Origin of the sequence: Terriglobus roseus DSM 18391 (assembly GCF_000265425.1) — a bacterium.
GTDB classification, from domain to species: domain Bacteria; phylum Acidobacteriota; class Terriglobia; order Terriglobales; family Acidobacteriaceae; genus Terriglobus; species Terriglobus roseus.
Window position 1 is genome coordinate 4,407,131 of record NC_018014.1, and the last position, 24,145, is coordinate 4,431,275.

Here is a 24,145-nt window from a genome sequence, read left to right on the forward strand (position 1 = left end):
TCCAAGTACCAGGGGCACGGCTTATGCCGTGCCCCTGGTGCATTACAGTGCATTACCAAAGCCTGTTCACCACTATGCTTTTCTATTGACGCCGAAAAGCCAGGTCACAGAGACAAGCGAGATCAGTACGACAGCGCCGGCTGTGTCAAGAAACACGTCGGTGACCATGCCGGTACGGCTTGGTAAGAAGCTCTGGTGGACTTCGTCGAGCGATGCGATCAGCATGGTGCAGAAGATAGCCATGGCGATGCAGTAGGCGCGCCATGTCGCCGTGGACAGATGCTTCATGGGTGTCACCCACGTGAGCAACCATGCCCGTAACCAAACCAGCCCCATGCTGCCGTAGCCGAGGAAGTGCCCCGTCTTACGGATGTAGTGATGAACCTCGGGCCAGCGGGCATCTGGCACGGCGCCGAAGAGTGCTTCGAAGCTGGTTCGCATCCACGTGGATGTGTGATCTGCGGAGAAGTTGGGCGTCGATTCCATTACGATGACGCCGAGCGCGACGATCACGGGTGTCCACACGAGCAGGAACCAAAGGACAGCCGAACCGGAAGCCAATGGCTTGCGGCCGCCAAGCAACGCGGGGCGCGTCAAGCGCGGCACTCGCGTAAAGGCGATAAAGCGTTAGAGGGGTGCAAAGGTAGAGGGCGGGACGCGTTCGACGAGCTGCGAGACACTGCGGAACATGGAAGGTTTCTTCGTTGCACAGGATGATGATACTAAGTCGCACGCAATGCGGGATGAATCGCCTACCCACGCCGCGCGCGACTTATTACTTCACGCCCGGAGTGGCCGGCGCCGCTGCAGCTGGTGGCGAGGTGAAGAGCTTTGCCGCGTTGAGTCCGGTCTTGTAGACGCCCCAGGCCAGCGGCAGCGCTACGAGGAGCCAAGCGCCTGCAATCAAGGCGGGGGATGAGGTGCGTGCTTCTGTCATGCAATCTCTTTCGCGGTGCGTTAATGGGCGGGGGCGTCAACTGCACCGGCGAGAGTCTCGCGCATCCAGTACTTTTCAGCGACGGGACGGACCAACAGGTTGGCGATAAAGCCGACGACCAGCAGACTTGCCATGATGTACAGGACCAGGCGGTAGCCGTCGAGACGGTTGAGGCCGGCGGTCTTGTAATGGTCCAGGATGCCGTTGACGATGAGCGGTCCGATGATGCCGGCGGTAGACCATGCAGTCAACAACCGGCCATGGATGGCTGAGACGTTGAAGCCGCCAAAGAGATCCTTGAGATATGCCGGGATCGTCGAGAAGCCGCCGCCATACATGGACAATGCGAGGCAAGCGAGGACCACGAATAGCGGGACCGAGTTGATGTGATCGGAACCGGTGTACGGCATCAGGAAGTACAGAACCGGACCAAGCGTGAAGAAGCAGAAGTACGTCGCCTTGCGCCCAAAGCCGTCAGAAGCACTGGCCCAGAAGAAGCGGCCGGCCATATTCAGGAGGCTGAGCATGCCCACGAATCCGACCGCTGCGCCGGGCGTGATGCGGCCCTTGAACAGATCTTGAATCATGGGTGCGGCTTGCTCGAGAATGCCAATGCCGGCCGTGACATTGGTGCAGAGGACAATCCACAACAGCCAGAACTGCGGTGTACGCCAAGCCTGTTCGACCGCTACGTTGTGGGTACTGACCAGACCAGTTGCAGCCTTGGGTACGTAACCGGCGGGCTTCCAGTCGGGCGGGGGCACACGCATGGTGAAGACGCCAAACATCATGAACAGAAAATAGAGCGAACCCATGGTGATCCAGGTGAGCGGGATCGGGTTCGCGTGACCTGCAGCTTTGAAGTAAGCCATGAGCGTGTTGCCCAGGGGCGCACCGATGAGTGCGCCACCGCCAAAGCCCATGATGGCTAGTCCCGTCGACAGGCCCGGACGGTCTGGGAACCACTTGATCAGCGTGGAGACAGGCGAGATGTAGCCCAGGCCGAGGCCCATGCCACCGACGACGCCGTAGCCAAGGTAGATCAGAGCGAGACTGTGTAACGAAGCACCGAGCGCTGCAATCTGAAAGCCCGCACCGAAGCAGATGGCGGCGTAGAACATGGCTCGGCGCGGGCCGGCCTTTTCAAGCCAGGCACCAAAGACGGCGGCGGAGAGCCCGAGGACGGCAATGGCAATGGAGAAGATGTAACCGACTTCCTTCAGAGACCACACCGCACCGTCTGCGCCCTGCAGTGCGAGTAACGGGTTCTTAAAGACAGAAAAGGCGTAGACCTGACCGATGGACAGGTGAATCGCTAAGGCTGCAGGGGGTACCAGCCAGCGGCTGAAACCCGGTGCAGCGATGGACCGCTCACGGTCAAGGAAACTGATTGCCATAAGGACTGATCTCTAATCCCGGGGCACGGGAAGCGATTGTGAAGGAACTGGGGGAGTCCGGGCGGTTGTCGAGTCGTCTTGCGACGCAAACGCAAAGAGACCGCGCGCCAATGGCACACGGTCCCTTTTGTGATGCAAGAACGGAGTTGTGCGGACAGCTTACGCTGCTTCGCTGTTGCCTTCTTCGCCGCCACCCTGCTCGGCGAGCTGCTTCTGCAACTCTTCCTGCTTCTTGGCCTTGGCTTCTGCACGCTTCGTTGCCTTCGCGTCCAGCTCCTGCTCGGCGCCGAGCAGTTCGATCACGGCCTTTTCGCCGCCATCGCCCTTACGGAAACCGGTGTGGATGATGCGTAGGTAGCCGCCCTGACGGTCGCTGTAACGCGGCGCCACGGTGGCGAACAGGCGGGTGACTGACGCGTCGGTCATCATGAATGCGAGTGCCTGACGGCGCGAGTGAACATCGCCCTTCTTACCGAGGGTGATCATCTTCTCGACGAGCGGACGAACTGCCTTGGCCTTAGCCAGGGTGGTTTCGACACGGTCTTCAATCAGGACCGAGGTGACCAGGTTGCGCAGAAGTGCGCGACGGTGGCTGGGGTTACGTCCGAGTTTATTTCCTGCTTTGCGGTGACGCATGGCTCTTGCCTCTTATCTGAAATGCAGGAATCAGGGCATTCGCGCCGCATTGTTCCTGTACTGCTTGCTGATCGCTCAGCACTTGAGTCATAAAACTAAGTCCGGAGCAGACGGTGCGAACCCGTCTGCCCCGGCGGTAACTAGAAGTTCTCCGTCTCCGGCAGAACCAGATCGTCCTCGTCCTCATCTTCGTCTTCTTCGTCATCGAAGTTGCCGAAGGATGCGGCCAACGTTGCTGCAGGCAGAACCGACGTCGGTCCGGGGACCGGGTTGCCAGACTCGTCGATCTTCATGCCGAGCGAGAGGCCCATCTGAGCAAGGATTTCCTTGATCTCATTCAGGCTCTTGCGGCCGAAGTTCTTGGTCTTCAGCATCTCGGCTTCGGTCTTCTGGATCAGCTCACCGATGGTCGAGATGTTGGCGTTCTTGAGGCAGTTGTAGCTGCGGACCGAGAGCTCGAGTTCCTCAACCGAACGGTTCAGGTTGTCGTTGCGCATGGCAGGACCGTCGTGCGATCCGTCCAGTCCGCTCTCCATCTCTTCTTCGAAGTTGATGAAGATCGTCATGTGATCCTTCATCAGCTTTGCCGAGAGACCGAGTGCGTCGGCGGGCAGAACCGTGCCGTTCGTCCAGATCTCGATGGTCAGCTTGTCGTAGTCGGTGATCTGACCGAGACGTGCTGCCTCGACGGCGTAGTTGACCTTACGCACGGGCGAGTGAACCGAGTCGACCGGAATGAAGCCGATGCCGAGATCCGGATCGAAGTTCTTGTCTGCCGAAACGTAGCCGCGGCCACGCTTCAAGCGCATTTCCATGTCCAGCTTGCCACCCTCAGACACGGTCGCGATGTACACGTCCTTGTCGAGGATTTCGACGTCGCCGTCGGCTTCGATCATGCCGCTGGTGATCACGCCCGGCTCATCCGCGCGCAGATAAAGGGCCTTGGGGCCATCGCCGTTCAGCTTGAACGGGATCTGCTTCAGGTTCAGGATGATGTCGGTCGCGTCTTCCACCACACCGGTGATCGACTGGAACTCGTGCAGTACGCCTTCGATCTTCACGGCGGTGACAGCGGCGCCTTCGATCGAGCTAAGCAGGGTGCGGCGCAGGCTGTTGCCTACGGTCGTACCGAAGCCACGCTCAAAGGGCTGTGCGCTGAACTTACCGTACTTTTCCGTCAGCGTTTCGGTTTCGACCGCAAGACGCTTCGGCTTTTGAAAACCTCTCCACAACATGGGTACTCTCCTCATTTCCTGGCTCTATCCAAGACCGCGAAGCATTCTGCGGTTGGTAAAGGTCGGATCCTGCAGTTGAGTGACTTCAAGAAACTGCCGAGGCAATTTCTAAGTGGCACTTACGGCCATAACATCGAGTGGCCGCATCTCGAACGAAGAACTGATAAGCAGGGCATGCGAGCCGGAAGATACCGGCCCGCAGCCTGATTACTACTTCGAGTAAAGTTCGACGATCAGCTGTTCGTTGACCGGCAGCTGGATCTCTTCACGCTTCGGCAGGGCGATGATCTTGCCCGTGAGTGCCTCGCGGTCGATAGAAATCCATGAGGGCTGCATCAGGCCGGCAGCGAACTGCTGCGAGCTTGCCAGGATCTCGAGCTTCTTGCTCTTCTCGCGGATCTCGATGACGTCGCCGATCTTGACCTGGAAGGAAGGAATGTTCACCTTCTTGCCGTTGACCGACACGTGACCGTGGCGGACGATCTGGCGAGCCTGGCGACGGCTGATGGCATAGCCGATGCGGTACGCAACGTTGTCGAGGCGACGCTCAAGCTGCTGCAGAAGCAGTTCGCCGGTAACGCCGGTCTTGTTGGAAGCCTTCTCGTAGTACGCGCGGAACTGGGTCTCGAGCGTGAAGTAGATGCGCTTTGCCTTCTGCTTTTCACGCAGCTGCAGGCCGTAGCCGACGATCTTCTTCGCGCGAGCCTGACCGTGCTGGCCTGGGGGGAAGTTGCGCTTGTCGATGGCGCACTTCTCACTGAAGCAACGCGAACCCTTGAGGAAAAGCTTGACGCCATCGCGACGGCAAAGCCGGCAGACAGCTCCTGTATAACGTGCCATTACTTACTCTCTTTCGATAATTTCCGGTGACGATCGGTTTACAAGGCTGGCAGCCTCTCCATCCCGATCCACTTGCATTTGTCATCCGGCAGCGAAGCTTGCACCTCGCTGCCGGATGAGTACTTATACGCGGCGGCGCTTGGGCGGACGGCAGCCGTTGTGCGGGATCGGCGTAACGTCGCGGATGCTGCGGACGTCGATGCCCGCGGCAGCCAGCGCACGTACTGCCGACTCACGTCCCGAACCAGGACCGGAGACGCGCACGTCTACCGAGCGCAGACCGTGGTCGCGAGCAGCGGTGGCGGCATTCATAGCAGCCTGCTGCGCCGCGAACGGCGTGCCCTTACGCGAACCACGGAAGCCGAGCGAGCCCGAGCTCTTCCAGGAGAGTGTGTTGCCCTGCTGGTCCGTGATGGTCACGATGGTGTTGTTAAAGGTCGCCTGAATGAATACCAGACCGTACGGGACATTTTTCCGTTCCCGCTTCTTGAACTTCTTGCCTTTGCCGGTCTTACCGGCCGCACTCTGCTGCTTAGCCATTACTTGGTCGCCTTCTTCTTGCCGGCAACCGTGCCCTTACGGGGACCCTTGCGCGTGCGTGCATTGGTGTGGGTGCGCTGTCCGCGGACAGGCAGGCTGCGGCGATGACGCAGGCCGCGGTAGCTCTGGATTTCGATCAGGCGCTTGATATTCAGGCCGATTTCCTTGCGGAGATCGCCCTCAATGCCGCCTTCCTGCTCGATGACAGAACGGATCTTGTTCAGCTCGTCTTCGTCCAGCGTCTGGATCTTGCGAAGCGGATCGATCTCCGCCTTGCCAAGGATTCGCAGCGCGCGGGTTTCGCCGATGCCGTAGATATAGGTGAGGCCGATGCGTGCCTGCTTGTTGTTGGGCACATCGACGCCAGCAATACGTGCCATGGTGTCTTCCTTTAGTTCTCTGCCGTGACGATGTCGTACACGGCTGTTATGCGGAGATCCCGGGGTTCATCGCAAGCCTTGACTTCGGCTAACTCGCCCCAGAAGACCACTCCCGAAGGAGTTATTGGGTTCCGCGTGGTTACTGCACTTACAAACTGCGCAGGATTAACCCTGGCGCTGCTTGTGCTTTGCGATCTCACAAATGACCCGAACGACACCCTTACGGTGGACGATCTGGCACTTGTCGCAAATCTTCTTGACGCTTGCGCGTACCTTCATTTTGCTGCTTCCTAACTTCAGACGGGACTTACCCGACTGACTGCTGACTCGCTACGGTTTACTTGTAGCGGTACACAATGCGCCCGCGGTTCAAATCGTACGGGCTCAACTCGATAGCGACGCGATCACCGGGGAGGATGCGAATGAAGTTCTTGCGCATGCGGCCGGAGACGTGGGCCAGCACCTGGTGCTTGTTCTCCAGCTCCACCTTGAACATCGCATTCGGCAGGGTTTCGACAACCACTGCCATCACTTCAATTGCATCTTCCTTCGGCAAACCGTCTCCTTATAACTTCTCGACTACCAACTGCACTTACAAACTCTGGTTAACGCGTCAGAACGACCGGGCCATCCTTGGTCACAGCGACCGTGTGCTCAAAGTGGGCGCTCATGCTGCCATCCACCGTCACCGCAGTCCAACCGTCCTTCAAAACCTTCACATCCGCACTGCCGGCGTTGATCATCGGCTCAATCGCCAACACCATCCCCGCCTTCAGCTTCGTGCCCTTGCCCCGCTTGCCGTAGTTCGGCACCTGCGGGTCTTCGTGCATGCTCTTCCCGATGCCGTGGCCCACGAAATCGCGGACTACGCCGAAGCCTTCAGCCTCGCACATCTCCTGCACCGCAGCACCCACGTCGCCCAGGGTATTGCCTACCTGGACTTCCTGGATCGCCTGCATCAGGCTCGCCTGGGTCACATCCAGCAACTTGCGCGTCTCCGGGCTGATACTGCCCACGGGATACGTCATCGCCGCGTCCGAGTAGTAGCCGTCCAGAATCACGCCGCAGTCGACCGACACAATGTCGCCCTCCTGCAGAACACGCTTGGCCGAGGGAATGCCGTGGATCACTTCGTTGTTCACCGACGTGCACAGGCACGCCGGGTAGTTGTTATATCCCTTGAACGCCGGCTTCGCGCCAAGTTCCTTGATTTTCGCTTCGGCAACGCGCTCCATGTCCATGGTGGTCGCGCCGGGCTTCACTGCCTGCTCGACTGCCTGGTGCACCTGCCGCAGGATGGCGCCGCTGGCGCGCATCTTCTCAATTTCCTGCGGTGTTTTGATCGCAATTGCCATTCGCTTCTGCTACACGCCTCTGCTGTTACGCGGTTCTGTGCCGCAGACGCTCCAGCGCCGTGGCGATACTTGCCGTCACAGTTTCGACGGACTTTTCTCCATCAACAACCTCAAACCTGCCGAGGCCACGGTAGTGCTCGATGACCGGCGCTGTCAGCTCAGCGAATTGCTTCATTCGCTCCGCAAAGACCTCTTCGGTGTCGTCGGGCCGCTGCACCAGCGGCGTTCCATCTACATCGTCCAAGCCCTCAACCAGCGGCGGATGCGTATAGATGTTGTAGATCTTCTTGGAAACAGACCCCGTGCGCCGCCCCGTGATGCGACGCAACAACTCATCATACCGAACTTCGATACTTACTGCAATGACCGGTAGCCGACCGGCAGCCGTCATGTCGCCATCCGCGCCCGGAAAGCCGGGGCCGTCAAGCTGCTCGTCCAGCCATTCTGCCTGGCCGAGTGTCCGCGGGTAGCCATCCAGGATGTAACCGCGGCCCACATCCGGCTTCGACAAGCGTCCCTGCACCATGCGGTTGACCAAGTCGTCCGGCACAAAGATGCCCTGTGCCACCAGATCCTGAAACTCACGGCCAACAGGTGTTCCCTGCTTGATGTTCTCCCGGATGATGTCTCCGGTCGAAATCTGGGGGATGCCCCACAGATCCATCAGGATTTGAGCCTGCGTGCCCTTGCCGACGCCCGGTGCTCCCAGAAGAAGAACCGGCCCGGGGATGAAACCATCCGCCGGGACCGGAATTGTGTTCGTGTTCGTCTCCGTCACGTGCGCTTACCAGCTCCGCCGACCGCGTGTGCGACCGCTCTTCGGCGTGAAGCCGTCGTAATGGCGCATGATCAGCTGCGATTCGACCTGCTGCACCGTGTCCATGGCCACACCCACCACGATCAGCAACGACGTGCCGCCGAAGTAGAAGTTGACACCCAGACCGTTGGTGATCCAGCTGGGCAAGCGGTCGAACGCCGAGCCGACCAGCCAGAGGTGATTCAGGTGGATACCCGAGATCAACATCTGCGGGATCAACTGGATGACGATCAGGTACAGAGCGCCGACCAACGTGATGCGCGTCAGGATGTCGTTGATGAAGTCACTGGTGCGGCGGCCGGGGCGGATACCAGGAATGAAGCCACCGTACTTGCGCAGGTTATCCGCGATGTCATCCGGACGGAAGACAATGGAGATGTAGAAGTAGGCGAAGAAGATGATCGCAGCCATCGAGAGCAGCTGGTACCAGGGCTCGCCGGGCTTCAAGCCGTCCGCGATGACGCGCAGGAACGTGTGGTTCTGTACGAACTGCGTGTTCGCAAAGAGCAACGGTGCCGACAGAATCGAGCTGGCAAAGATGACCGGCATAACGCCACCGGAGTTCACCTTCAGCGGCAGGTGCGTCGACTGGCCGCCCATCATCTTGCGGCCGACGATACGCTTGGCGTACTGCACCGGGATGCGTCGCTCAGAGCGCTCGACGAAGACGATGAAGTAGACCACAGCGATCATGGCTGCGATAAGGATGGCGATGGCCAGCGGCGTGAAGCCACCCCATGCGCCGTCGCGTGCCTTCTCGTAAAGATCGTTGATGCCGTTCGGCAGACCAGCCACGATACCCGTGAAGATCAACAGGGACATACCGTTGCCGATACCGCGCTCGGTGATCTGCTCACCCAGCCACATGATGAAGGCCGTACCGGTTGTCAGCGTCAGCACGCAGAGCGCGATGAACTTGCCCGATCCCATGGTGACCATGGGCGCGCCTGTCTGGGACTTTGTCAGAGTCAGCGCAATCGCGAACGACTGAACGATCGCCAGCAGCACCGTCACGTAACGGGTCCACTGCGTGATCTTGCGGCGGCCGACTTCGCCTTCCTTCTGCAGCTTTGCCAACGGCTCATAGATGACGGTCAGCAGCTGGAAGATGATCGACGCGGTGATGTACGGCATGACGCCCAGCGCGAAGATGGTCAGACGACGCAGCGACCCACCGGTGAAGAGATCCACCAGGCCGAGCGACGAGCCGGCATTCTGCGAGAAGTACTGCGCGAGCAGCTCTGCATTGATGCCGGGTGTGGGAATGTGTCCGCCGAGACGGTAGACGGCAAGCAGGCCCAGCGTAAACAGCACACGCGTGCGCAGCTCGGGGATGCGGAAGATGTTGGCAATCTTGTCGAACATCGGGCGGTGATTTCCAGTCGGGCCTTGAGGCCCTTGTTCCTAAACTTTGTTCGGAGGGTCTACGGGCAAAGGCCGAGCCAGATGGCTCGACCCTTCTCCCATGATTTCGCGTACCGCCATTCTACGCCCGTGGGGGCGAGATAGGCTTACGCTGCGGCCGCTTCCGACTCAACTGCTTCGCCGAGAACGATAGCCTTGCCGCCGGCATTCTCGATTGCGGTCTTTGCAGCCGCCGAGAACTTGTGCGCGTACACGGTGACAGCGGTCTTGATCTCGCCGTTTGCCAGCACCTTCACAAGTGCGCGCTTCTTCTTCAGCAAACCATTCGCGCGGATCGACTCCAGCGTGAACTCGGTCATATTGCGGGTCGAAGCAACGAGCTCGATCGTGTCGAGCGACAGAACCTGGTACTCCACGCGGAAGATGTTTGTGAATCCACGCTTGGGGAGGCGGCGGTGCAGCGGCATCTGGCCGCCTTCAAAACCGCGCATCATGCGCGAACCGGAACGCGAACGCTGACCGTCATGACCACGGGTCGACGTCTTACCCATGCCCGAACCCATACCCCGGCCGACGCGCTTTTTGTTGCTGTTTGCTCCCTTGGGTGCACCAAGGTTTGAAAGATTGAGTGCCATGGTATTTCCTCGCTAACGCCAGCCGTAAAGGCCGACTCGCATTGCCGGGTTGTCCGGCAGGTTATGCGGGCTGCATTGCTACAGCCCGGGTCCAGTGTCCTCGATGGTGCCGAGGACGGTACAGAGTACTTACTCTACGACGCGAACCAGGTGAGGGATCACCGCGATCATGCCGCGGATCGAGGGGGTATCCTCGCGCTCCACGATCTGGTTCAACCGGGTGAAGCCCAGGCCCTTGACGACGAGCTTGTGCTTGACCGGTGTTGCGATCTTCGAGCGGAAGTACTGGATCTTGATCTTGCCCGTTGCTTCTGCCATTGCCTTATCCTCTTTGGTCGGGCAGGAGACTCTGTCCCCTGCCCGCCGAATTGCTTACAGTTCCGAAATGTCCTTGCCACGCAGAGCGGCAACCTGAGCCTTGTCGCGCAGCTGAATCAGTGCGTCGAACGTAGCCTTGATCACGTTGTGCGGATTTGCGGTGCCGAGCGACTTCGTCAGCACGTTCTGCACGCCTGCCGAGGTCATGACTGCACGAACCGCGCCGCCGGCGATGACTCCGGTACCTTCCGGTGCCGGCTTCAGCAAAACCTGGCCCGAGCCGTAACGGCCCAGAACGAGGTGGGGGATGGAAGTCTCTGTGAGGTTGATCTTGTACAGATTCTTCTTCGCCGCTTCAATGCCCTTGCGGATTGCCTGGGGCACTTCCTTCGCCTTGCCGCTGCCGTAGCCAACAATGCCCATGTCCGAATCGCCAATCACAACCAGCGCTGCGAACGACATATTCTTACCGCCCTTAACGACCTTGGTCACGCGGTTGATCGCGACGACCTGGTCCTTCAGGTTCAGCTTGCCTGCATCAATCTTCTTGCGAATCGCCATGTAAATCCTCTTGGGGAACTCTGTCCCTGTCTCAACTGTTTCTCGAACCGTCAGGCTCTCTTAGAACTCGAGTCCACCTTCACGAGCAGCATCGGCCAGAGCCTTGATGCGGCCGTGATACAGGTAGCCACCGCGGTCAAATACGACACGGGTAACGCCCTTATCCTTGGCGCGCTCGGCGATCAGCTTACCTACCGAAGCGGCTGCTTCGATGTTGCCGCCAGACTTCTTGTCCTCACCCTTCTTGGTGACGGTAGAAGCCGAAGCCAGCGTCGTTGCCGAAGCATCGTCGATGAGCTGCGCGTAGATGTGGTTGAGCGAACGGAAGACGTTGAGGCGCGGACGCTCTGCGGTGCCCGATACCTTGGCGCGGACACGCGCGTGAACCCGCTTGCGGATTACATTGCGCTGAGGTGCTGTGATCATGGTCTTTTTCCTTCCCTATCGGCGCAGCCACCCAGTGGCCGCGTTCGGTTCGGTGAGCGATGGCATCTTGTCCATCGCCTCGGTGTTGTGCAACTGCGACTTCTGCAGAGTGCTTTGAGTTTTGAACCGGCTCGCCCGAAGCGAGCCGGCCCATCCATTCCATTGCGGTACGCGCACACCGCGAATAGCGGCAGCGAGAACCGCGCGAAGTGCTTACTTCGAGCCGGTCTTACCGACCTTCTTCTTCAGCTTCTCGTCCGAGTAGCGAACGCCCTTGTTCTTATACGGATCGGGCTTACGCAGCGAACGCATATCGGCAGCAACCTGGCCGACCTTCTGGCGATCGATGCCCTCGACCGTGACGTGGGTCTGCTTCGGATCGATGGTGACGGTGATGCCGGTGGGCAGCGGGAACTCGATGGGGTGGGAGTAGCCGAGGGTGAACACGACCATATCCTTACCCTTCAACTCAGCACGATAACCAATGCCGACGATGTCGAGATCCTTCTTCCAGCCGTTGGTCACGCCCTCAACGGCGTTGAAGACCAGGGCGCGAGCCAGGCCGTGAACAGCCTTCTGCGAATCGTTGTCGCGAACCGCGTGCAGGAAGCCGTCCTTCTGCTCCAGACGGATACCCGTCGGCAGCAGAGCGTTCGTCTGACCCTTGGGTCCGGTTACTTCTACGATGTTGCCGTTCACCGTGTACTTCACGGTGGAGGCCATCGGAATCGGCTTCAAACCAATACGTGACATGTGTTTCTATCCTTGCGGCTTGCGAGTCCCGGAGAAAGCTTCTAGCTCTTAGCCACTAGCTGTTAGCCAACTCGTTCCACTGCAGCCAGTGCGACAATTGCCGCACTTACAACTCAAACTTGATACTTGCGAAAGTCGGATCCGGATCGCCCGAAGCGATCCGGCCCATGCATTTCATCCCGGTAGTCTCACGCCGCGAAGAGCGGCGTCGAGAACCGCACGAAGTGCCTACCAGACGTGTGCGAGGACTTCGCCGCCAACGTTTTCCTTGCGAGCGGTGCGGCCGGTCATGACGCCCTTGGGGGTGGTCAGGATCGAGATGCCGAGGCCACCCTGCACGCGACGGATTTCGTCGCGGCCGATGTACACACGCGAGCCAGGCTTGGAGATACGCTTCAGGTCCAGGATTGCAGACTCACCCTCGGCGCTGTACTTCAGATACACACGCAGAATACGGTGGCCGTCTTCTTCCAGCGCCTTGTAGTTTGCGACGTAGCCCTCTTCCTTCAGGATGCGGGCAATCTCAATCTTCAGGTTGGAAGCGGGCACGTCCATCTTCTGGTGGCGCGAACGCATAGCGTTACGGATGCGGGTCAGGAAGTCTGCTACGGGATCGGTCAGGTTCATGGGTCTTCTCTTCTACCTCTCGTTTGCTGCGGGCGACATACGCCGGCAGAACCTGCAGAGGATTTCGTTGTGCTACTTGGTGAGTTCCGGACCGGCCCACGGCGAGGTGAGCCAGCCCGAACTGTTTCCCTGGGTAGTGCTTACCAGGAGGACTTGACGACGCCTGGAATCTCGCCCTTGAGTGCAAGGCTGCGGAAGCACAGACGGCAGATGCCGAACTTGCGGAGGAATGCGCGGGGACGGCCGCAGAGCTGGCAGCGGTTATGCTGGCGGCACTTGAACTTGGGCTTCTTCGCGTCTTTTACGGCTTTGGCGGTGGTCGACATGCTTTATTACTCCGATCTCTGTAAGGCTATGCGCGGAAGGGCATGCCGAAGTGCTTGAGGAGGACGCGCGCGGAGTTATCATCCTTCGCCGTCGTCACGATGGTCACGTTCATGCCCTTGAGCTTCTCAACCTTGGAGTAATCGATCTCCGGGAAGATGAGCTGATCGCGCAGGCCCAGCGTGTAGTTGCCGCGGCCGTCAAAGCTCTTGCTGGACACGCCCTTGAAATCGCGAACGCGGGGCAGAGCCACGCTGATCAAACGATCCAGGAACTCGAACATCGACTCGCCGCGCAGGGTAACCATGGCGCCGATGCTCTGGCCTTCACGAACCTTGAACTGTGCGATCGACTTCTTCGCCTTGGTCATGACCGGCTTCTGACCGGTAACGGCCGCCAGATCGCTCACAAGGGGATCGAGAATCTTGTTGTTCTGCGTCGCCTCACCGAGGCCCATGTTGATGACGATCTTCTCGATCCGGGGAACGGCCATGACGTTTGCCATGCCAAGTTCCTTCTGGACCGCCGCCTTCAACTCATTGTTGTACTTATCGCGTAGACGTGCCACTTAGCTACTTCTCTTTCTCCACGGTGCCGGGGTAGGCCGCGAGGCCCTTGTACCGTTTCGTGGGGTGCTCCATTGAGTAGGGAGTCCTAGCCTTCAGTCGTAGAGGCTGCGGGTTACGCTAACAACTCAGACTTCAAACTAAGACTTCGGGCTACTTGACCTTCGGGTAAGCCAGAACTTCACCGGTCGTCTTGGCGAAGCGGATCTTCTTGCCGTCTTCGATGCGGAAACCAACGCGGGTCGGCTTGCCGTTGCCATCGACCAAAGCCACATTCGAGAGGTGGATGGGAGCTTCCTGCTCCGCGATACCGCCCTTGATGTTTGCCTGGGGATTCGGCTTGACGTGCTTCTTGATCATGCCGACGCCCTGCACCAGGACCCGATCCTTCTCTGCAATGATGCGCAGAACGCGACCAGTCTTACCCTTGTGCTTGCCAGCGATCACGAAAACCGTGTCGTTCTTCAGAACATGTGCCATGTAGTACTCCTTGTCCCACACCGTGGTCCCGGTGGCTGGGCCTCTGCGAGTACCTCCGCAGGTCGAGGTTGAAACATTGGACCAAACTTGTCTACTCTACGCGAAAACCCGCTGCGAGTAAAGCAACGCGCAGTATATTTTCGGAATCGGGATCCAAGTCCCTTCGATTCCATAAACCGACCGCAGCGAAGCGATCACCAGCCACGAAAAACGGAGACCGCATTCACGGTCTCCGCTGATCACTTTTGTCGAACTGGCGTTAGATAACTTCGGGCGCCAGCGAGACGATCTTCAGGTACTTCTTGTCGCGGAGTTCGCGGGCCACGGGTCCGAAGACGCGGGTTCCGACGGGCTCGCCGGAATCGTTGATCACAACGGCTGCATTCTGGTCGAAGCGGATGTAGGTGCCATCCTTGCGACGGGCTTCCTTGCGCAGGCGAACGATGACAGCCTTCACAACCTTGCCCTTCTTCACGGTGCCATCGGGCGAAGCTTCTTTCACCGCAGCGGTTACCACATCACCCAGACCAGCTTTCTTACCTAGGCCGCCACCGAGGGGCAGGATCACCTGCAGACGACGGGCGCCCGAGTTATCGGCAACGTCCAGGATGGAACGCATTTGTACGGACATTGTTTTCTCTCCTGACCCGACTGGCTTTCCGCCCGGGCCGGGGGCTGTTCGCCCCAAATATTCTTGATGGTCGCGGCCGCGGAGAGGATCGCTGTACAACATCTACAACGTTCGTCGCGCAGGACGCGTCGTGCCCTAGCATGGTGCCGAACGGTGCCGACTCCGGGCAAACTTTAGGGGTCCCCATCTCAGTATCGAGATGGGGAGGCCCAAACTACTTGGCGGCAGCGGCTGTCGCTTCGCTCAACGAGAGCGACGAGCGACGCACGATCTCTTCGAGGTTCCAGCGCTTCAGCTTGCTGGTGGGACGGGTCTCGCGGATACGGACCTGGTCGCCAACGCGTGCCGAGTTCTGCTCGTCGTGCGCATAGAACTTCTTGTTGGTCTTGACGACGCGCTTGTACTTCGGGTGCGCCTTGCGCATTTCCACCGAAACAACGATCGTCTTGTCCATTTTGGTCGAGGTCACCAGGCCGATCTTCTCGGTGCGGTGGCCAATCTTCTCTGCCGGAGCAGTAGTCGTAGCAGTTGTCTCAGCCATCGTTATGCCTTCTTCGCCTTGGTCTTCTTCGCGGGTGCAGCCGACTCGGTCGGAGCCGTTGCCTGACCGAGCGCACGCTGGCGTGCGACGGTCTTAATGCGCGCGATATCTTTCTTCAGTTCGCGCAGCTTGTTCACGCCTGCCGTATCGCCCAGGCTCTTCTGGAAGCGAACGCGGAAGAGCTGTTCGCCCGCCTGGGCTTCCTGCGTCTTCAGTTCGCTATCGGTAAACTCTTTGATCTTGCTCAGTTCCATCGGTATCTCTCTCGGTGCGCCAGACTCAAGCGGTCTGCGCCAAACTCTTAGTGCCGGAACAGCGGACTACGCTGTTGCAGCCTTGCCTTCGGTCGCAACCTTCATGCCAGGGCGCTCAACGAATACGGTGCGCAGGGGCAGCTTGTTGGAAGCCAGACGCATTGCTTCCTTCGCAACCTCAACCGAAACGCCTTCCATCTCGAAGAGCAGCTTGCCGGGGCGAACAACCGCAACCCAATGGTCAAGTGCACCCTTACCAGATCCCATTCGAACTTCTGCGGGCTTCTTGGTGATGGGCTTGTCCGGGAAGATCCGCAGCCAGACCTTACCGCCACGCTTGATATAACGCGTCATTGCGATACGGCTTGCTTCGATCTGGCGATCCGTGATGTAACCGCACTCCACAACCTTCAGGCCGAAGTCGCCGAACGCGAGTTCGGAACCGCGCCATGCCTTACCGCGCATCTTGCCCTTTTGCTGTTTGCGGTACTTGACCTTCTTTGGCATCAACATAACGTGCTATCTCCGGCTGCGGCCTTGGCTGATATGACTCAGTCAGTCTCCGCGCGCTTTCTTTTCTTGATGATGGCGGACCGGCTTACACCGGTCCGCAGTTACTGAAAACCTACTTAGAACGCACCTGTGGTGGTCACAACGTCGCGGCGCTTCTTCTGCTCGTAGATGTCGCCACGGTAGACCCAGGTCTTGACGCCGATGATGCCGTACGTCGTGTGAGCCTCGGAGAAACCGTAGTCGATATCAGCGCGCAGCGTGTGCAGCGGCAGACGACCCTGCAGATACCACTCGGAACGTGCGATTTCGTTGCCGTTCAGGCGGCCCGAGACGCGGACCTTAATTCCCTTGCAGCCGAAACGCAGGGCCGAATCAACCGACTTGCGCATGGCGCGACGGAACGAAACACGCTTCTCAAGCTGCAGTGCAATGTTCTCACTGACCAGCTGTGCGTCCAGTTCCGGCTTGTTCACTTCGAGAATATCGATGAACACTTCGCGGCTGGTGCGCTTCTGGATGTCTGCCTTCAGCTTGTCGATCTCAGCGCCCTTGCGGCCGATGATGATGCCCGGACGCGCGGTCTTGATGATCAAACGGAGCTTGTTGCCTGGGCGCTCGATCTCGACGGACGAGACACCAGCGGCCTTCAGCTTTTCACGCAGCTCAGCCTTCAGCTTTACATCCTCAACGAGGAGCTTGTCGTAGCCGCGCTCTACAAACCAGCGCGACTTCCACGGCTTGTTGATGCCGAGGCGGAACCCATACGGATGGACCTTCTGACCCATAACTTATCCCTTCACTTCGCGTCCGCGGACGTTGCCGCGAACTTACTCAGTACTTACTCGCTGCTAACTGCTCAGCGCGCCGGGCCGGCTTACAGCCCGGCCTATGAACTTACGCGGTTGCCTTTGCTGTCTTCTTGGCAGCGGCCTTCTTCGCCGGTGCCTTCGTAGCAGCCTTCTTCGGCTTGCCGGCTGCCTTGGTCTCTGCGGGTGCTGCAGCAGAACCAGTCTCAACCGTCTTGCGCTCGGTGACCGTCACGATGATGTGTGCCATGCGGCGCTGATAACGGAACGCACGGCCCATGGGGGCAGGGCGGATCCGCTTCATACGCGGGCCTTCGTTTGCTACTGCCTGCTTCACAACAAGGCGATCGATATCGAGATCGAAACCCTGTTCCTGGCTCAGGTAGTTCGCATTCTGCACGGCCGAACGCAATGCCTTCTCGACCACGGGGGCGATGCGCTTCTTGGTGAACATCAGTGTGTTCAGCGCGGACTCCACGCTGAGGCCCTTGATGGTATCCAGCACCAGCTTCGCCTTTTGCGGGCTGACTCGCTGGAACCGCGCTTCCGCGCGGAACTCTCGTACTGCACTCTTCTCGGCTGTCTTCGCCATAACTTCTTCCTTATCGCGGTCGCAGGCTTACCTGCTGAACCGCTGACTAACTAACTTGCTGTTACTTACCCTTGGCCGTTTCAGCCTTGGCAGCATGACCCTTGAAGGTGCGCGTTGCGGAGAACTCGCCCAGCTTGTGTCCAACCATGTTCTCCGTCACGTAGACCGGAATGAACTTGCGTCCGTTGTGGACGGCAATGGTGTGGCCGACAAACTCCGGAAAGATGGTGGAGCGGCGTGACCAGGTCTTCACCACTTCCTTCTTGCCCGCTTCGTTCAGCACTGAGACCTTGGTCATCAGGTGCGCGTCGATAAACGGTCCCTTTTTCGTAGAACGTGCCATATATCCCTCTCGCTCCCTGAATTACTTGCTGCGGCGGTTGACGATAAATACGTCGGTCCGCTTGTTGTTACGTGTCTTGAATCCACGGGTTGGCTGTCCCCACGGGGTCACTGGGTGACGTCCGCCAGAGGTCTTACCTTCACCACCACCGTGCGGGTGATCGACAGGATTCATCGAGACACCGCGGTTTGCCGGGCGGATACCGCGCCAGCGGCTGGCGCCGGCCTTACCGAGCGAGATGTTTTCGTGGTCCGTGTTGCCAACCTGGCCGATGGTCGCCATGCAATCCACCAGCACGCGGCGGGTCTCGCCGGAGGGTAGCTTCAGCAGGGCGTAGTCGCCTTCCTTGGCGATCAGCTGTGCGGACGAACCGGCGGAGCGCACCATCTGCGCGCCCTTACCAGGACGAAGCTCAACTGCGTGGACCGTCGTACCAGCCGGGATGTTCTTCAGCGGCAGAGCGTTTCCAACCAGGATGTCGGCTTCCGGACCGCTCATGATCTGCATGCCAACCTTGAGGCCGACCGGCTGGATGATGTAGCGCTTCTCACCGTCGCGGTAGTTGATCAGTGCGATGCGCGAGCTGCGGTTTGGATCGTATTCGATCGTTGCCACGGTGCCCGGGACGCCGTACTTTTCGCGCTTGAAGTCGATGAGACGAAGCTTCTGCTTGTGACCGCCGCCGTGGTGGCGCATGGTCAGTCGGCCCGAAGAGTTACGGCCGCCGGTACGCGGCTTCACTGTCAGAAGCGGCTTGTACGGCTCGTTCGTCGTGATGTCCGAGTTCACCAGCTTCGACTGGAAGCGCAGTGTCGGTGTAATGGGTCGGAATGTTTTGATCGGCATTTCTATTTCCCTTGCCTTCCGCATAGCTAGTCAGGCGCGCGGATCTCATAACTACTTACTCGGATATCAACAAGCTTCACCTGCCACGAGACCTAGCCGACTAGCTGACTCGCACACTTGTTAACTCACTACTTACAGGCTTACAGCGAGTTCACGTACTCCGGCATCTTCTCGCCCGGCTGGAGGCGAACATACGCCTTCTTCCAGTCCGGCTTGAAACCGGTGAACTTACCGCGGCGGCGTTCCTTGCCAAGGAAGTTAGCAGTGCGAACACCAGCTACCTTTACCTTGAAGAGGTTTTCCACGGCCTGCTTGACTTCGGTCTTGGTTGCGTCGCAGGCGACCTCAAATACGAGGGTTCCTTCGGATTCCTTGGCAACCATGCCCTTTTCAGTGATCAGCGGGCGACGAATGGTGGTGTAAAGGGTAGCCATTACGCAACCTCCTTCTTCGCAGCCAGCTTACGGCGCGACACATTCTTCTTCAGCACATCCTGCAGCGCCTCAATGGCAGCCTGCGAGAAGATGGCGTGCTCATAGCGGAGCAGGTCGTAGGGGTGAACTTCCGAGCTCAGAACCAACTCGACGCCGTCCAGGTTACGCGAACCCAGGAACAGGTTCTCCGTCAGCTTCTGGCTTGTCTCAACCAGCAGGGCAGTCTTCTTCGCGTCAAGGACGTCCAGAGCCTGGCGGTAGAGCTTGGTCTTCGGCTCAGCGGTTTCCAGTGTGGAAACAACCGTCAAACGACCGTCGGCCAGCTTGGAAGCGAGTGCCGATGCAAGTGCACCCAGCAGCTTCTTCTTTGGGAACTGGTAGTCGTAGGAGCGGGGCTGGGGTCCGTGGACCGTACCACCGTGGCGCCAGATAGGCGAACGAACCGAACCCACACGGGCGCGACCGGTACCCTTCTGCTTCCAAAGCTTCTTACCGGAACCTGAAACAAGCTTCTTGTTCTTGGTTGCGGCTGTTCCCTGACGCATGGAAGCGCGGTAGTGGTTCACCGACTCCCAGAGCAGGGCCTTGTTTACTTCGACGCCGAACACCTCGTCCGCAAGCTCCAGCTCGCCGACCTTGTTCCCGCCGAGATCGACCACATTGATCTTTGCCATCTCTTATTCCTTCGGCTGCCGTTCTATTGCGGCGGCCCTACTTCGCTTGTGTCATCCCGCTGTCGACTGGCTCATGGAGCAGTCCGCGGCAATGCAGGTAATACGGTATTGCTTGAAACTGCCAGACAAACCGAGGAGGCTGTCATCCGCGACGAAGCGGAGGGCCTGCTTTCGCATAGCCGCTCCGCTCACGCGGCAAAAGTTACTTCTTCTTGCTCGGCGAAGCCTTCTTCGAGGCCTTCAGCGGATCGAGCGTACCAGCTCCGGCAAATCCACGACGCTCGCGCGGCGGGTTCTTTGCCTTTGAGATCAGGATCGTTCCCTGACGCGGTCCGGGTACTGCACCCTCGACGAGCAGGAGCCCGTCTTCCAGGTCGATACCGCGGATGCGGAGGTTGCGAACCGTGATCTGCGCGTCACCGAAGTGACCCGGCATACGCTGGCCCGGGAATACGCGCGACGGGAACGACGATGCACCGATCGAACCCTGAATCTGGAACATGTGACCGTGCGACTTGGGGCCGCCGGCGAAACCATGGCGGCGAACAACACCCGCGAAGCCGCGGCCCTTGCTCTTGCCAATGATGTCGACGAACTTCTCGCCGTCGAAGATGTCGACCAGAACACGATCGCCAGCCTTGACCTGATCCTCACCCTCGGTGTTCGTACCTGAAGCCGACTCGATGCCGACCTCGCGGAGCTCACGAACCGGCGGTGCATCTGCCTTGGCGAAGTGACCCGTCATCGGCTTGTTGATCTTGGAAGCCTTCACGAACTCGACGAGGCCGATCTGGGCGGCATCGTAGCCGTCCTTCGCCTGCGTCTTGAGCTGCGTGATGACGCAGGGGCCGACCTTGATCACGGTTACCGGGTGAACCACACCGGCATCGTCGAAGATCTGGGTCATGCCGATCTTCTTGCCCAACATACCTGTTACTGACATCTTGACTCCTCATCATGCCGTGCGAGTCGTTCCGCAACAGCACTGCCGGGTTTACCCGAATCTTGTTTGCTTGCGCTTTCGCGCGGGTGCTACCTGCAGACCGCTCTTAGCGAGTAACGGTCTTGATCTCTACGTCCACACCGGCCGGCAGGTCGAGCTTCATCAGCGCGTCCACGGTCTGCTGGGTGGGTTCAAGAATGTCGATCAAGCGCTTGTGCGTACGGATTTCGAACGCCTCACGCGACTTCTTGTCGACGTGGGGGGAACGCAGCACGCAGTACTTGTTCTTCATGGTCGGGAGGGGAATCGGACCCGCAACCTGTGCTCCGGTGCGCTTCGCGGTCTCGACGATCTCGCCGGTCGACGTGTCCAGGACACGATAGTCATACGCCTTCAGGCGGATGCGAATTCTCTGCTGTGCAGCCATTGTTCTACTCTCTATCTACGCAAAGATCTGCTTGACGCGGGAGGCCTTTAGGCCAACCTTACGAATATACCGTGATCCTGATCCCGACGCAAGAAAATGTAGCCGAAATATGGAGGAAAGGGGCGCCTCGCCGCGAAAGCGCCCCGCCTTGTTCTGCTCGAACCACTGCTACCCCTCTCATGCTCCTCCGACATCTGCCCGTCTCACCGAAAAACCTCCAGGTACCGCACACCACTCGATGTCGTATCGTTACCGCTCGTAATCAACACCTGGCCGTTGCTCAGGAGCGTCGCAGTCCCACGAAACCGGTTCGAAAGTGTGTTGGGCCCGTTCGTTGCGATCTGCGTCACCGGGTCAAAGATCTCCGTGGTGGCGCTCGGATACTCGACCTCGTCATATCCATTTGCCAGCAGAAACCGCCCGTCCAACAGCCGCACCAGCGCATGAAACGTCCGGCCCACGTGCAGCGTTCCAAAGTCAGTGAATTTACCGGTTGCGGGATCCCAGACCTCGACCTGCGCCACCTGCTGCGTTCGAATGTTCTGGTCTTCGTTCGTCATCCCGCCAAAGATGACCACACGCCCGTCGTCCAGCACGCCCGCCGAATGCCCGGAACGACTGATGCGCAGGCTGCCGGTGGAAGACCACTTGTTCGTCGCCGGGTCGAAGATCTCTGCCGTCTTCAACGCATCGAGCGAGCAGGTCGCGGCGCAGTTATTCGGCCGCCCACCCACCACCAGCACACGACCATCCTTCAACCGCGTCGCTGTGTGCTGCCACCGTCCGTCCTTCGTGGACGGCCCCACGTCGAACCTGCCCGTCACCGGTGAATAGATCTCACTCTCCGTGTTCGATGAAAAGTCAGGACCGTACTGCGAAATGCCGCCCACCACCAGCACGCGCCCATCCGCCAGCAGGGTCATCGTATGTTCACGACGGCCCCGGTTCATCAGAGGACCCGCGGTGAATCGGTCTTGCGCGGGATCGTAGATCTCTGATGTCTTGAAGACCTCGCGGAAGAGGTTGGCGCTCGTGATGCGGTCATAGCCGCCCGTCACCAGCACCTTGTCATCGGCAAGCGAAACCGAAGCATGCCCCTGCCGAGGCGTCACCATCGTCCCCGCAGGCACCACACCGGCCGAGCCGTTCAGATACCGCTCTGCCCGCGTATGCAGAGCACCGGTTCCCCATCCACCGATCAGCAGCACACTGCCATCCGGCAGCAACTCCGCCGTATGTCGGTCGTACCCTTCGGGCGTCCCGCCCTTGTCGCTGATCATCTCCGCGTAGCCGCTCACCTGCACCTGGGCTTCCGCGTACTTGGTCGGATCGGCAACGCTCCATGCGCGGACCTTGGCGGTCATGGCTTTGTTCGGCGCGACATAGAGACCGCTGGTGCTGGCGGACCCGCCATTGACCACTTCGAAGGCCACACGCGTGTCCGCCGTGCCCGTTACCGTGGTGGAGAACTGCTGTTTCTCCAACAGGAAGAGCGAGACGCTGCTCGGTGCAATCGCTACGGTCACTGTTGCCGGTGCTGGTGTTGGTGTTGGATCTCCACTGCGTGGCGACCCGCCGCTACCCGCGCCGCCGCAACCCGTGAGCGTCGACAGCGCGACACTCAGAAACAAACTACATAAAAATGAAAGTCTCATCCCCCATCTCCTGGGACTGACTTCGGCGCGAAAGATCCGCAAGGCCAAAGCAGCTTCTGTCGTGATGCCGGCGCAATGGGGGGAAACGCCGACGTCAGATTGTATGAATTCCGTTGGTTAACTTAATGATCGGCAAAAAAAACATCGAACCGAAGGCGCGCAATTAACAGGGCGGTGCAAAGACCTGGCCATGCTTTCTGGCGATCGCAAGGACGCGCTCAATCTCTGCACCATTCGGCGGAATGCGCGGCGCGCTTTCACCCAACGGCGTTCCTGCCTCTGACAGAAAGGCCTCCAGGCCGCTGGTGCATGCAATCAGAACATGTGCGGTTTCAGGGTTACTGTTTACAAATCCGTGCAATGCATTGCTCGGGACAAATCCTCCCTGTCGCGCACCGATCTGGAAAGACTCGATAACATCGTCCGTCTGGCGCAGGACCGTAAGGGATCCCTCCAGCACATAGAAGAATTCAACGTCTGGATGTGAGTGAACGGGGATGCCGACGTTATGCGGAACCAATGCCTGAAACAGCGCAAACTGGCCATCCGTCTCTCCGCTGGATACAAGCGGTGTAACCGTAACGCCGAGCACCTCCATGGAGGAAAGCGGGTCGGCCTCAACCAGCCTTGCGGCCGGAACGTAAGTTGGAGCGAGCATGTGAATCTCCTTTGTTGGATTGATCTTTTTCGTGATGAAGACTGGTTAAAAGCGCGGATACCGCCCAGCGCACAGCCTGCGCGGCATCATCCGAGGAAAGCGCGCCACGGTCTCGCATGAGCTGCCATGCGGGCGCACTATATAAGGCAAGAAATACAGCCACAACCTGCTGCCGCTTCTTCGATGAAAGATGTAAGGTAGCTGCCTTCAGAGCAGACTGAAACGCCGGCCGCCCCTCAATCGCTCCCTGATCGCGAACGGCCATCCCGACACCCGAACTTAGAAATGCCCGGACCAGCGCACCGTTCTGATCGAAGTTTTGATAGAGCTGCGGCGCGAGCGAAAGAATATCCGCCTCCGTCTCCGGAAAGCGTGTATCTGTCTCTTCTTTCAGCCGCTCCCAGGTAGCCGCGATCAGTGCGTCTTTCGAAGGAAAGTGACGGTACACCGTCCTGGCTGAAATGCCGGATGAAGCTGCAATCGCTTCATGACTCAGCTCGCCCGTGTCGCTTAGCAACACCATGGCGGTCGTGATGATCTCTTCTCTTGTCGAGTCCTTGTGACGCTGTCGAAGAGAGTCCTGGGGGGAAGACGTTGCACTCATGTCATAAAACTGACATCACGACACTTCTATGT

Annotated in this window: 37 protein-coding genes; all 37 read right to left on the bottom strand. The window is 59.1% G+C overall.

Annotated features, from left to right (window positions below; genetic code table 11):
- Positions 1–72 precede the first annotated feature (72 nt).
- The 37 genes from TERRO_RS18140 to TERRO_RS18315 all read right to left on the bottom strand — a co-directional run bounded on the left by TERRO_RS18140 (position 73) and on the right by TERRO_RS18315 (position 24,113).
- The gene (locus tag TERRO_RS18140; protein ID WP_157178436.1) at positions 73–606 is read right to left on the bottom strand and encodes a VanZ family protein; all 534 of its coding nucleotides are present in this window, start codon (positions 604–606) and stop codon (positions 73–75) included.
- A gap of 169 nt (positions 607–775) precedes the next feature.
- Complete coding sequence (locus TERRO_RS23455; RefSeq protein WP_014787164.1) at positions 776–937, bottom strand: MFS transporter small subunit; 162 nt, start codon at positions 935–937, stop codon at positions 776–778.
- Between the two features lie 20 nt (positions 938–957).
- On the bottom strand, positions 958–2,334 hold the full coding sequence (locus TERRO_RS18145) for an OFA family MFS transporter (RefSeq protein ID WP_014787165.1): 1,377 nt from the start codon (positions 2,332–2,334) through the stop codon (positions 958–960).
- A gap of 159 nt (positions 2,335–2,493) precedes the next feature.
- Positions 2,494–2,970, bottom strand: a complete 477-nt coding sequence (gene rplQ / locus TERRO_RS18150; RefSeq protein ID WP_014787166.1) for a 50S ribosomal protein L17 — start codon at positions 2,968–2,970, stop codon at positions 2,494–2,496.
- Positions 2,971–3,110: 140 nt separating this feature from the next.
- A complete protein-coding gene (locus TERRO_RS18155) occupies positions 3,111–4,205 on the bottom strand; it encodes a DNA-directed RNA polymerase subunit alpha (RefSeq protein WP_014787167.1) in 1,095 nt (364 codons plus the stop codon).
- A gap of 210 nt (positions 4,206–4,415) precedes the next feature.
- Positions 4,416–5,045, bottom strand: a complete 630-nt coding sequence (gene rpsD, locus TERRO_RS18160) for a 30S ribosomal protein S4 (protein WP_014787168.1) — start codon at positions 5,043–5,045, stop codon at positions 4,416–4,418.
- A 123-nt stretch (positions 5,046–5,168) separates the two neighbouring features.
- A complete protein-coding gene (gene rpsK / locus TERRO_RS18165; RefSeq protein WP_014787169.1) occupies positions 5,169–5,585 on the bottom strand; it encodes a 30S ribosomal protein S11 in 417 nt (138 codons plus the stop codon).
- On the bottom strand, positions 5,585–5,965 hold the full coding sequence (gene rpsM / locus TERRO_RS18170; RefSeq protein WP_014787170.1) for a 30S ribosomal protein S13: 381 nt from the start codon (positions 5,963–5,965) through the stop codon (positions 5,585–5,587). Before rpsM ends, rpsK begins: the two co-directional genes overlap by 1 nt.
- Positions 5,966–6,130: 165 nt before the next feature.
- Positions 6,131–6,244, bottom strand: coding sequence for a 50S ribosomal protein L36 (gene rpmJ, locus TERRO_RS18175; RefSeq protein WP_014787171.1), 114 nt, complete (start codon positions 6,242–6,244; stop codon positions 6,131–6,133).
- A gap of 58 nt (positions 6,245–6,302) precedes the next feature.
- Positions 6,303–6,521 carry a translation initiation factor IF-1 gene (gene infA / locus TERRO_RS18180; protein WP_014787172.1) on the bottom strand — a complete coding sequence of 73 codons (219 nt, stop codon included), beginning with the start codon at positions 6,519–6,521 and terminating at the stop codon, positions 6,303–6,305.
- Between the two features lie 49 nt (positions 6,522–6,570).
- Positions 6,571–7,320: a type I methionyl aminopeptidase gene (map, locus tag TERRO_RS18185; RefSeq protein ID WP_014787173.1), complete on the bottom strand. Its 750-nt coding sequence runs from the start codon at positions 7,318–7,320 to the stop codon at positions 6,571–6,573.
- A 25-nt stretch (positions 7,321–7,345) separates the two neighbouring features.
- Positions 7,346–8,098 carry an adenylate kinase family protein gene (locus TERRO_RS18190; protein ID WP_014787174.1) on the bottom strand — a complete coding sequence of 251 codons (753 nt, stop codon included), beginning with the start codon at positions 8,096–8,098 and terminating at the stop codon, positions 7,346–7,348.
- A gap of 6 nt (positions 8,099–8,104) precedes the next feature.
- A complete protein-coding gene (gene secY / locus TERRO_RS18195; RefSeq protein WP_014787175.1) occupies positions 8,105–9,502 on the bottom strand; it encodes a preprotein translocase subunit SecY in 1,398 nt (465 codons plus the stop codon).
- A gap of 146 nt (positions 9,503–9,648) precedes the next feature.
- Complete coding sequence (gene rplO, locus TERRO_RS18200; protein ID WP_014787176.1) at positions 9,649–10,137, bottom strand: 50S ribosomal protein L15; 489 nt, start codon at positions 10,135–10,137, stop codon at positions 9,649–9,651.
- Positions 10,138–10,266: 129 nt separating this feature from the next.
- Positions 10,267–10,455 (bottom strand): 50S ribosomal protein L30, encoded by a 189-nt coding sequence (gene rpmD / locus TERRO_RS18205; RefSeq protein ID WP_014787177.1) that lies wholly within the window; start codon positions 10,453–10,455, stop codon positions 10,267–10,269.
- Positions 10,456–10,509: 54 nt separating this feature from the next.
- Positions 10,510–11,016, bottom strand: a complete 507-nt coding sequence (rpsE, locus tag TERRO_RS18210; protein WP_014787178.1) for a 30S ribosomal protein S5 — start codon at positions 11,014–11,016, stop codon at positions 10,510–10,512.
- Between the two features lie 60 nt (positions 11,017–11,076).
- Positions 11,077–11,442, bottom strand: a complete 366-nt coding sequence (rplR, locus tag TERRO_RS18215; RefSeq protein ID WP_014787179.1) for a 50S ribosomal protein L18 — start codon at positions 11,440–11,442, stop codon at positions 11,077–11,079.
- Between the two features lie 213 nt (positions 11,443–11,655).
- Positions 11,656–12,195, bottom strand: a complete 540-nt coding sequence (rplF, locus tag TERRO_RS18220) for a 50S ribosomal protein L6 (protein ID WP_014787180.1) — start codon at positions 12,193–12,195, stop codon at positions 11,656–11,658.
- A gap of 228 nt (positions 12,196–12,423) precedes the next feature.
- On the bottom strand, positions 12,424–12,822 hold the full coding sequence (gene rpsH, locus TERRO_RS18225; RefSeq protein ID WP_014787181.1) for a 30S ribosomal protein S8: 399 nt from the start codon (positions 12,820–12,822) through the stop codon (positions 12,424–12,426).
- 140 nt (positions 12,823–12,962) lie between these two features.
- Positions 12,963–13,148 (bottom strand): type Z 30S ribosomal protein S14, encoded by a 186-nt coding sequence (locus TERRO_RS18230; RefSeq protein WP_014787182.1) that lies wholly within the window; start codon positions 13,146–13,148, stop codon positions 12,963–12,965.
- Between the two features lie 26 nt (positions 13,149–13,174).
- On the bottom strand, positions 13,175–13,714 hold the full coding sequence (gene rplE / locus TERRO_RS18235) for a 50S ribosomal protein L5 (protein ID WP_014787183.1): 540 nt from the start codon (positions 13,712–13,714) through the stop codon (positions 13,175–13,177).
- A gap of 151 nt (positions 13,715–13,865) precedes the next feature.
- The gene (rplX, locus tag TERRO_RS18240; RefSeq protein ID WP_014787184.1) at positions 13,866–14,192 is read right to left on the bottom strand and encodes a 50S ribosomal protein L24; all 327 of its coding nucleotides are present in this window, start codon (positions 14,190–14,192) and stop codon (positions 13,866–13,868) included.
- Positions 14,193–14,451: 259 nt separating this feature from the next.
- On the bottom strand, positions 14,452–14,823 hold the full coding sequence (rplN, locus tag TERRO_RS18245; protein ID WP_014787185.1) for a 50S ribosomal protein L14: 372 nt from the start codon (positions 14,821–14,823) through the stop codon (positions 14,452–14,454).
- A gap of 214 nt (positions 14,824–15,037) precedes the next feature.
- A complete protein-coding gene (rpsQ, locus tag TERRO_RS18250) occupies positions 15,038–15,364 on the bottom strand; it encodes a 30S ribosomal protein S17 (RefSeq protein WP_014787186.1) in 327 nt (108 codons plus the stop codon).
- A gap of 2 nt (positions 15,365–15,366) precedes the next feature.
- Positions 15,367–15,618 (bottom strand): 50S ribosomal protein L29, encoded by a 252-nt coding sequence (gene rpmC / locus TERRO_RS18255; RefSeq protein WP_014787187.1) that lies wholly within the window; start codon positions 15,616–15,618, stop codon positions 15,367–15,369.
- A gap of 66 nt (positions 15,619–15,684) precedes the next feature.
- Positions 15,685–16,131 carry a 50S ribosomal protein L16 gene (gene rplP, locus TERRO_RS18260; protein ID WP_014787188.1) on the bottom strand — a complete coding sequence of 149 codons (447 nt, stop codon included), beginning with the start codon at positions 16,129–16,131 and terminating at the stop codon, positions 15,685–15,687.
- A 116-nt stretch (positions 16,132–16,247) separates the two neighbouring features.
- On the bottom strand, positions 16,248–16,916 hold the full coding sequence (gene rpsC / locus TERRO_RS18265; RefSeq protein ID WP_014787189.1) for a 30S ribosomal protein S3: 669 nt from the start codon (positions 16,914–16,916) through the stop codon (positions 16,248–16,250).
- A gap of 109 nt (positions 16,917–17,025) precedes the next feature.
- The gene (rplV, locus tag TERRO_RS18270) at positions 17,026–17,529 is read right to left on the bottom strand and encodes a 50S ribosomal protein L22 (RefSeq protein WP_014787190.1); all 504 of its coding nucleotides are present in this window, start codon (positions 17,527–17,529) and stop codon (positions 17,026–17,028) included.
- Positions 17,530–17,590: 61 nt separating this feature from the next.
- Positions 17,591–17,872, bottom strand: a complete 282-nt coding sequence (gene rpsS, locus TERRO_RS18275) for a 30S ribosomal protein S19 (RefSeq protein WP_014787191.1) — start codon at positions 17,870–17,872, stop codon at positions 17,591–17,593.
- A gap of 21 nt (positions 17,873–17,893) precedes the next feature.
- Positions 17,894–18,718 carry a 50S ribosomal protein L2 gene (rplB, locus tag TERRO_RS18280; protein WP_014787192.1) on the bottom strand — a complete coding sequence of 275 codons (825 nt, stop codon included), beginning with the start codon at positions 18,716–18,718 and terminating at the stop codon, positions 17,894–17,896.
- Positions 18,719–18,858: 140 nt separating this feature from the next.
- Positions 18,859–19,152 (bottom strand): 50S ribosomal protein L23, encoded by a 294-nt coding sequence (locus TERRO_RS18285; RefSeq protein ID WP_014787193.1) that lies wholly within the window; start codon positions 19,150–19,152, stop codon positions 18,859–18,861.
- Complete coding sequence (rplD, locus tag TERRO_RS18290) at positions 19,152–19,826, bottom strand: 50S ribosomal protein L4 (RefSeq protein ID WP_014787194.1); 675 nt, start codon at positions 19,824–19,826, stop codon at positions 19,152–19,154. The genes TERRO_RS18285 and rplD overlap by 1 nt, the downstream gene beginning before the upstream one ends.
- A gap of 202 nt (positions 19,827–20,028) precedes the next feature.
- Positions 20,029–20,769, bottom strand: a complete 741-nt coding sequence (gene rplC / locus TERRO_RS18295; protein ID WP_014787196.1) for a 50S ribosomal protein L3 — start codon at positions 20,767–20,769, stop codon at positions 20,029–20,031.
- A 106-nt stretch (positions 20,770–20,875) separates the two neighbouring features.
- On the bottom strand, positions 20,876–21,196 hold the full coding sequence (rpsJ, locus tag TERRO_RS18300; protein ID WP_014787197.1) for a 30S ribosomal protein S10: 321 nt from the start codon (positions 21,194–21,196) through the stop codon (positions 20,876–20,878).
- A 203-nt stretch (positions 21,197–21,399) separates the two neighbouring features.
- Entirely contained in the window at positions 21,400–22,851 is a 1,452-nt protein-coding gene (locus TERRO_RS18305; protein ID WP_014787198.1) for a Kelch repeat-containing protein, read from the bottom strand.
- A 163-nt stretch (positions 22,852–23,014) separates the two neighbouring features.
- Positions 23,015–23,509 carry a cupin domain-containing protein gene (locus TERRO_RS22370; protein WP_014787199.1) on the bottom strand — a complete coding sequence of 165 codons (495 nt, stop codon included), beginning with the start codon at positions 23,507–23,509 and terminating at the stop codon, positions 23,015–23,017.
- Positions 23,469–24,113, bottom strand: coding sequence for a TetR/AcrR family transcriptional regulator (locus TERRO_RS18315; RefSeq protein ID WP_014787200.1), 645 nt, complete (start codon positions 24,111–24,113; stop codon positions 23,469–23,471). The genes TERRO_RS22370 and TERRO_RS18315 overlap by 41 nt, the downstream gene beginning before the upstream one ends.
- Positions 24,114–24,145: the final 32 nt, after the last annotated feature.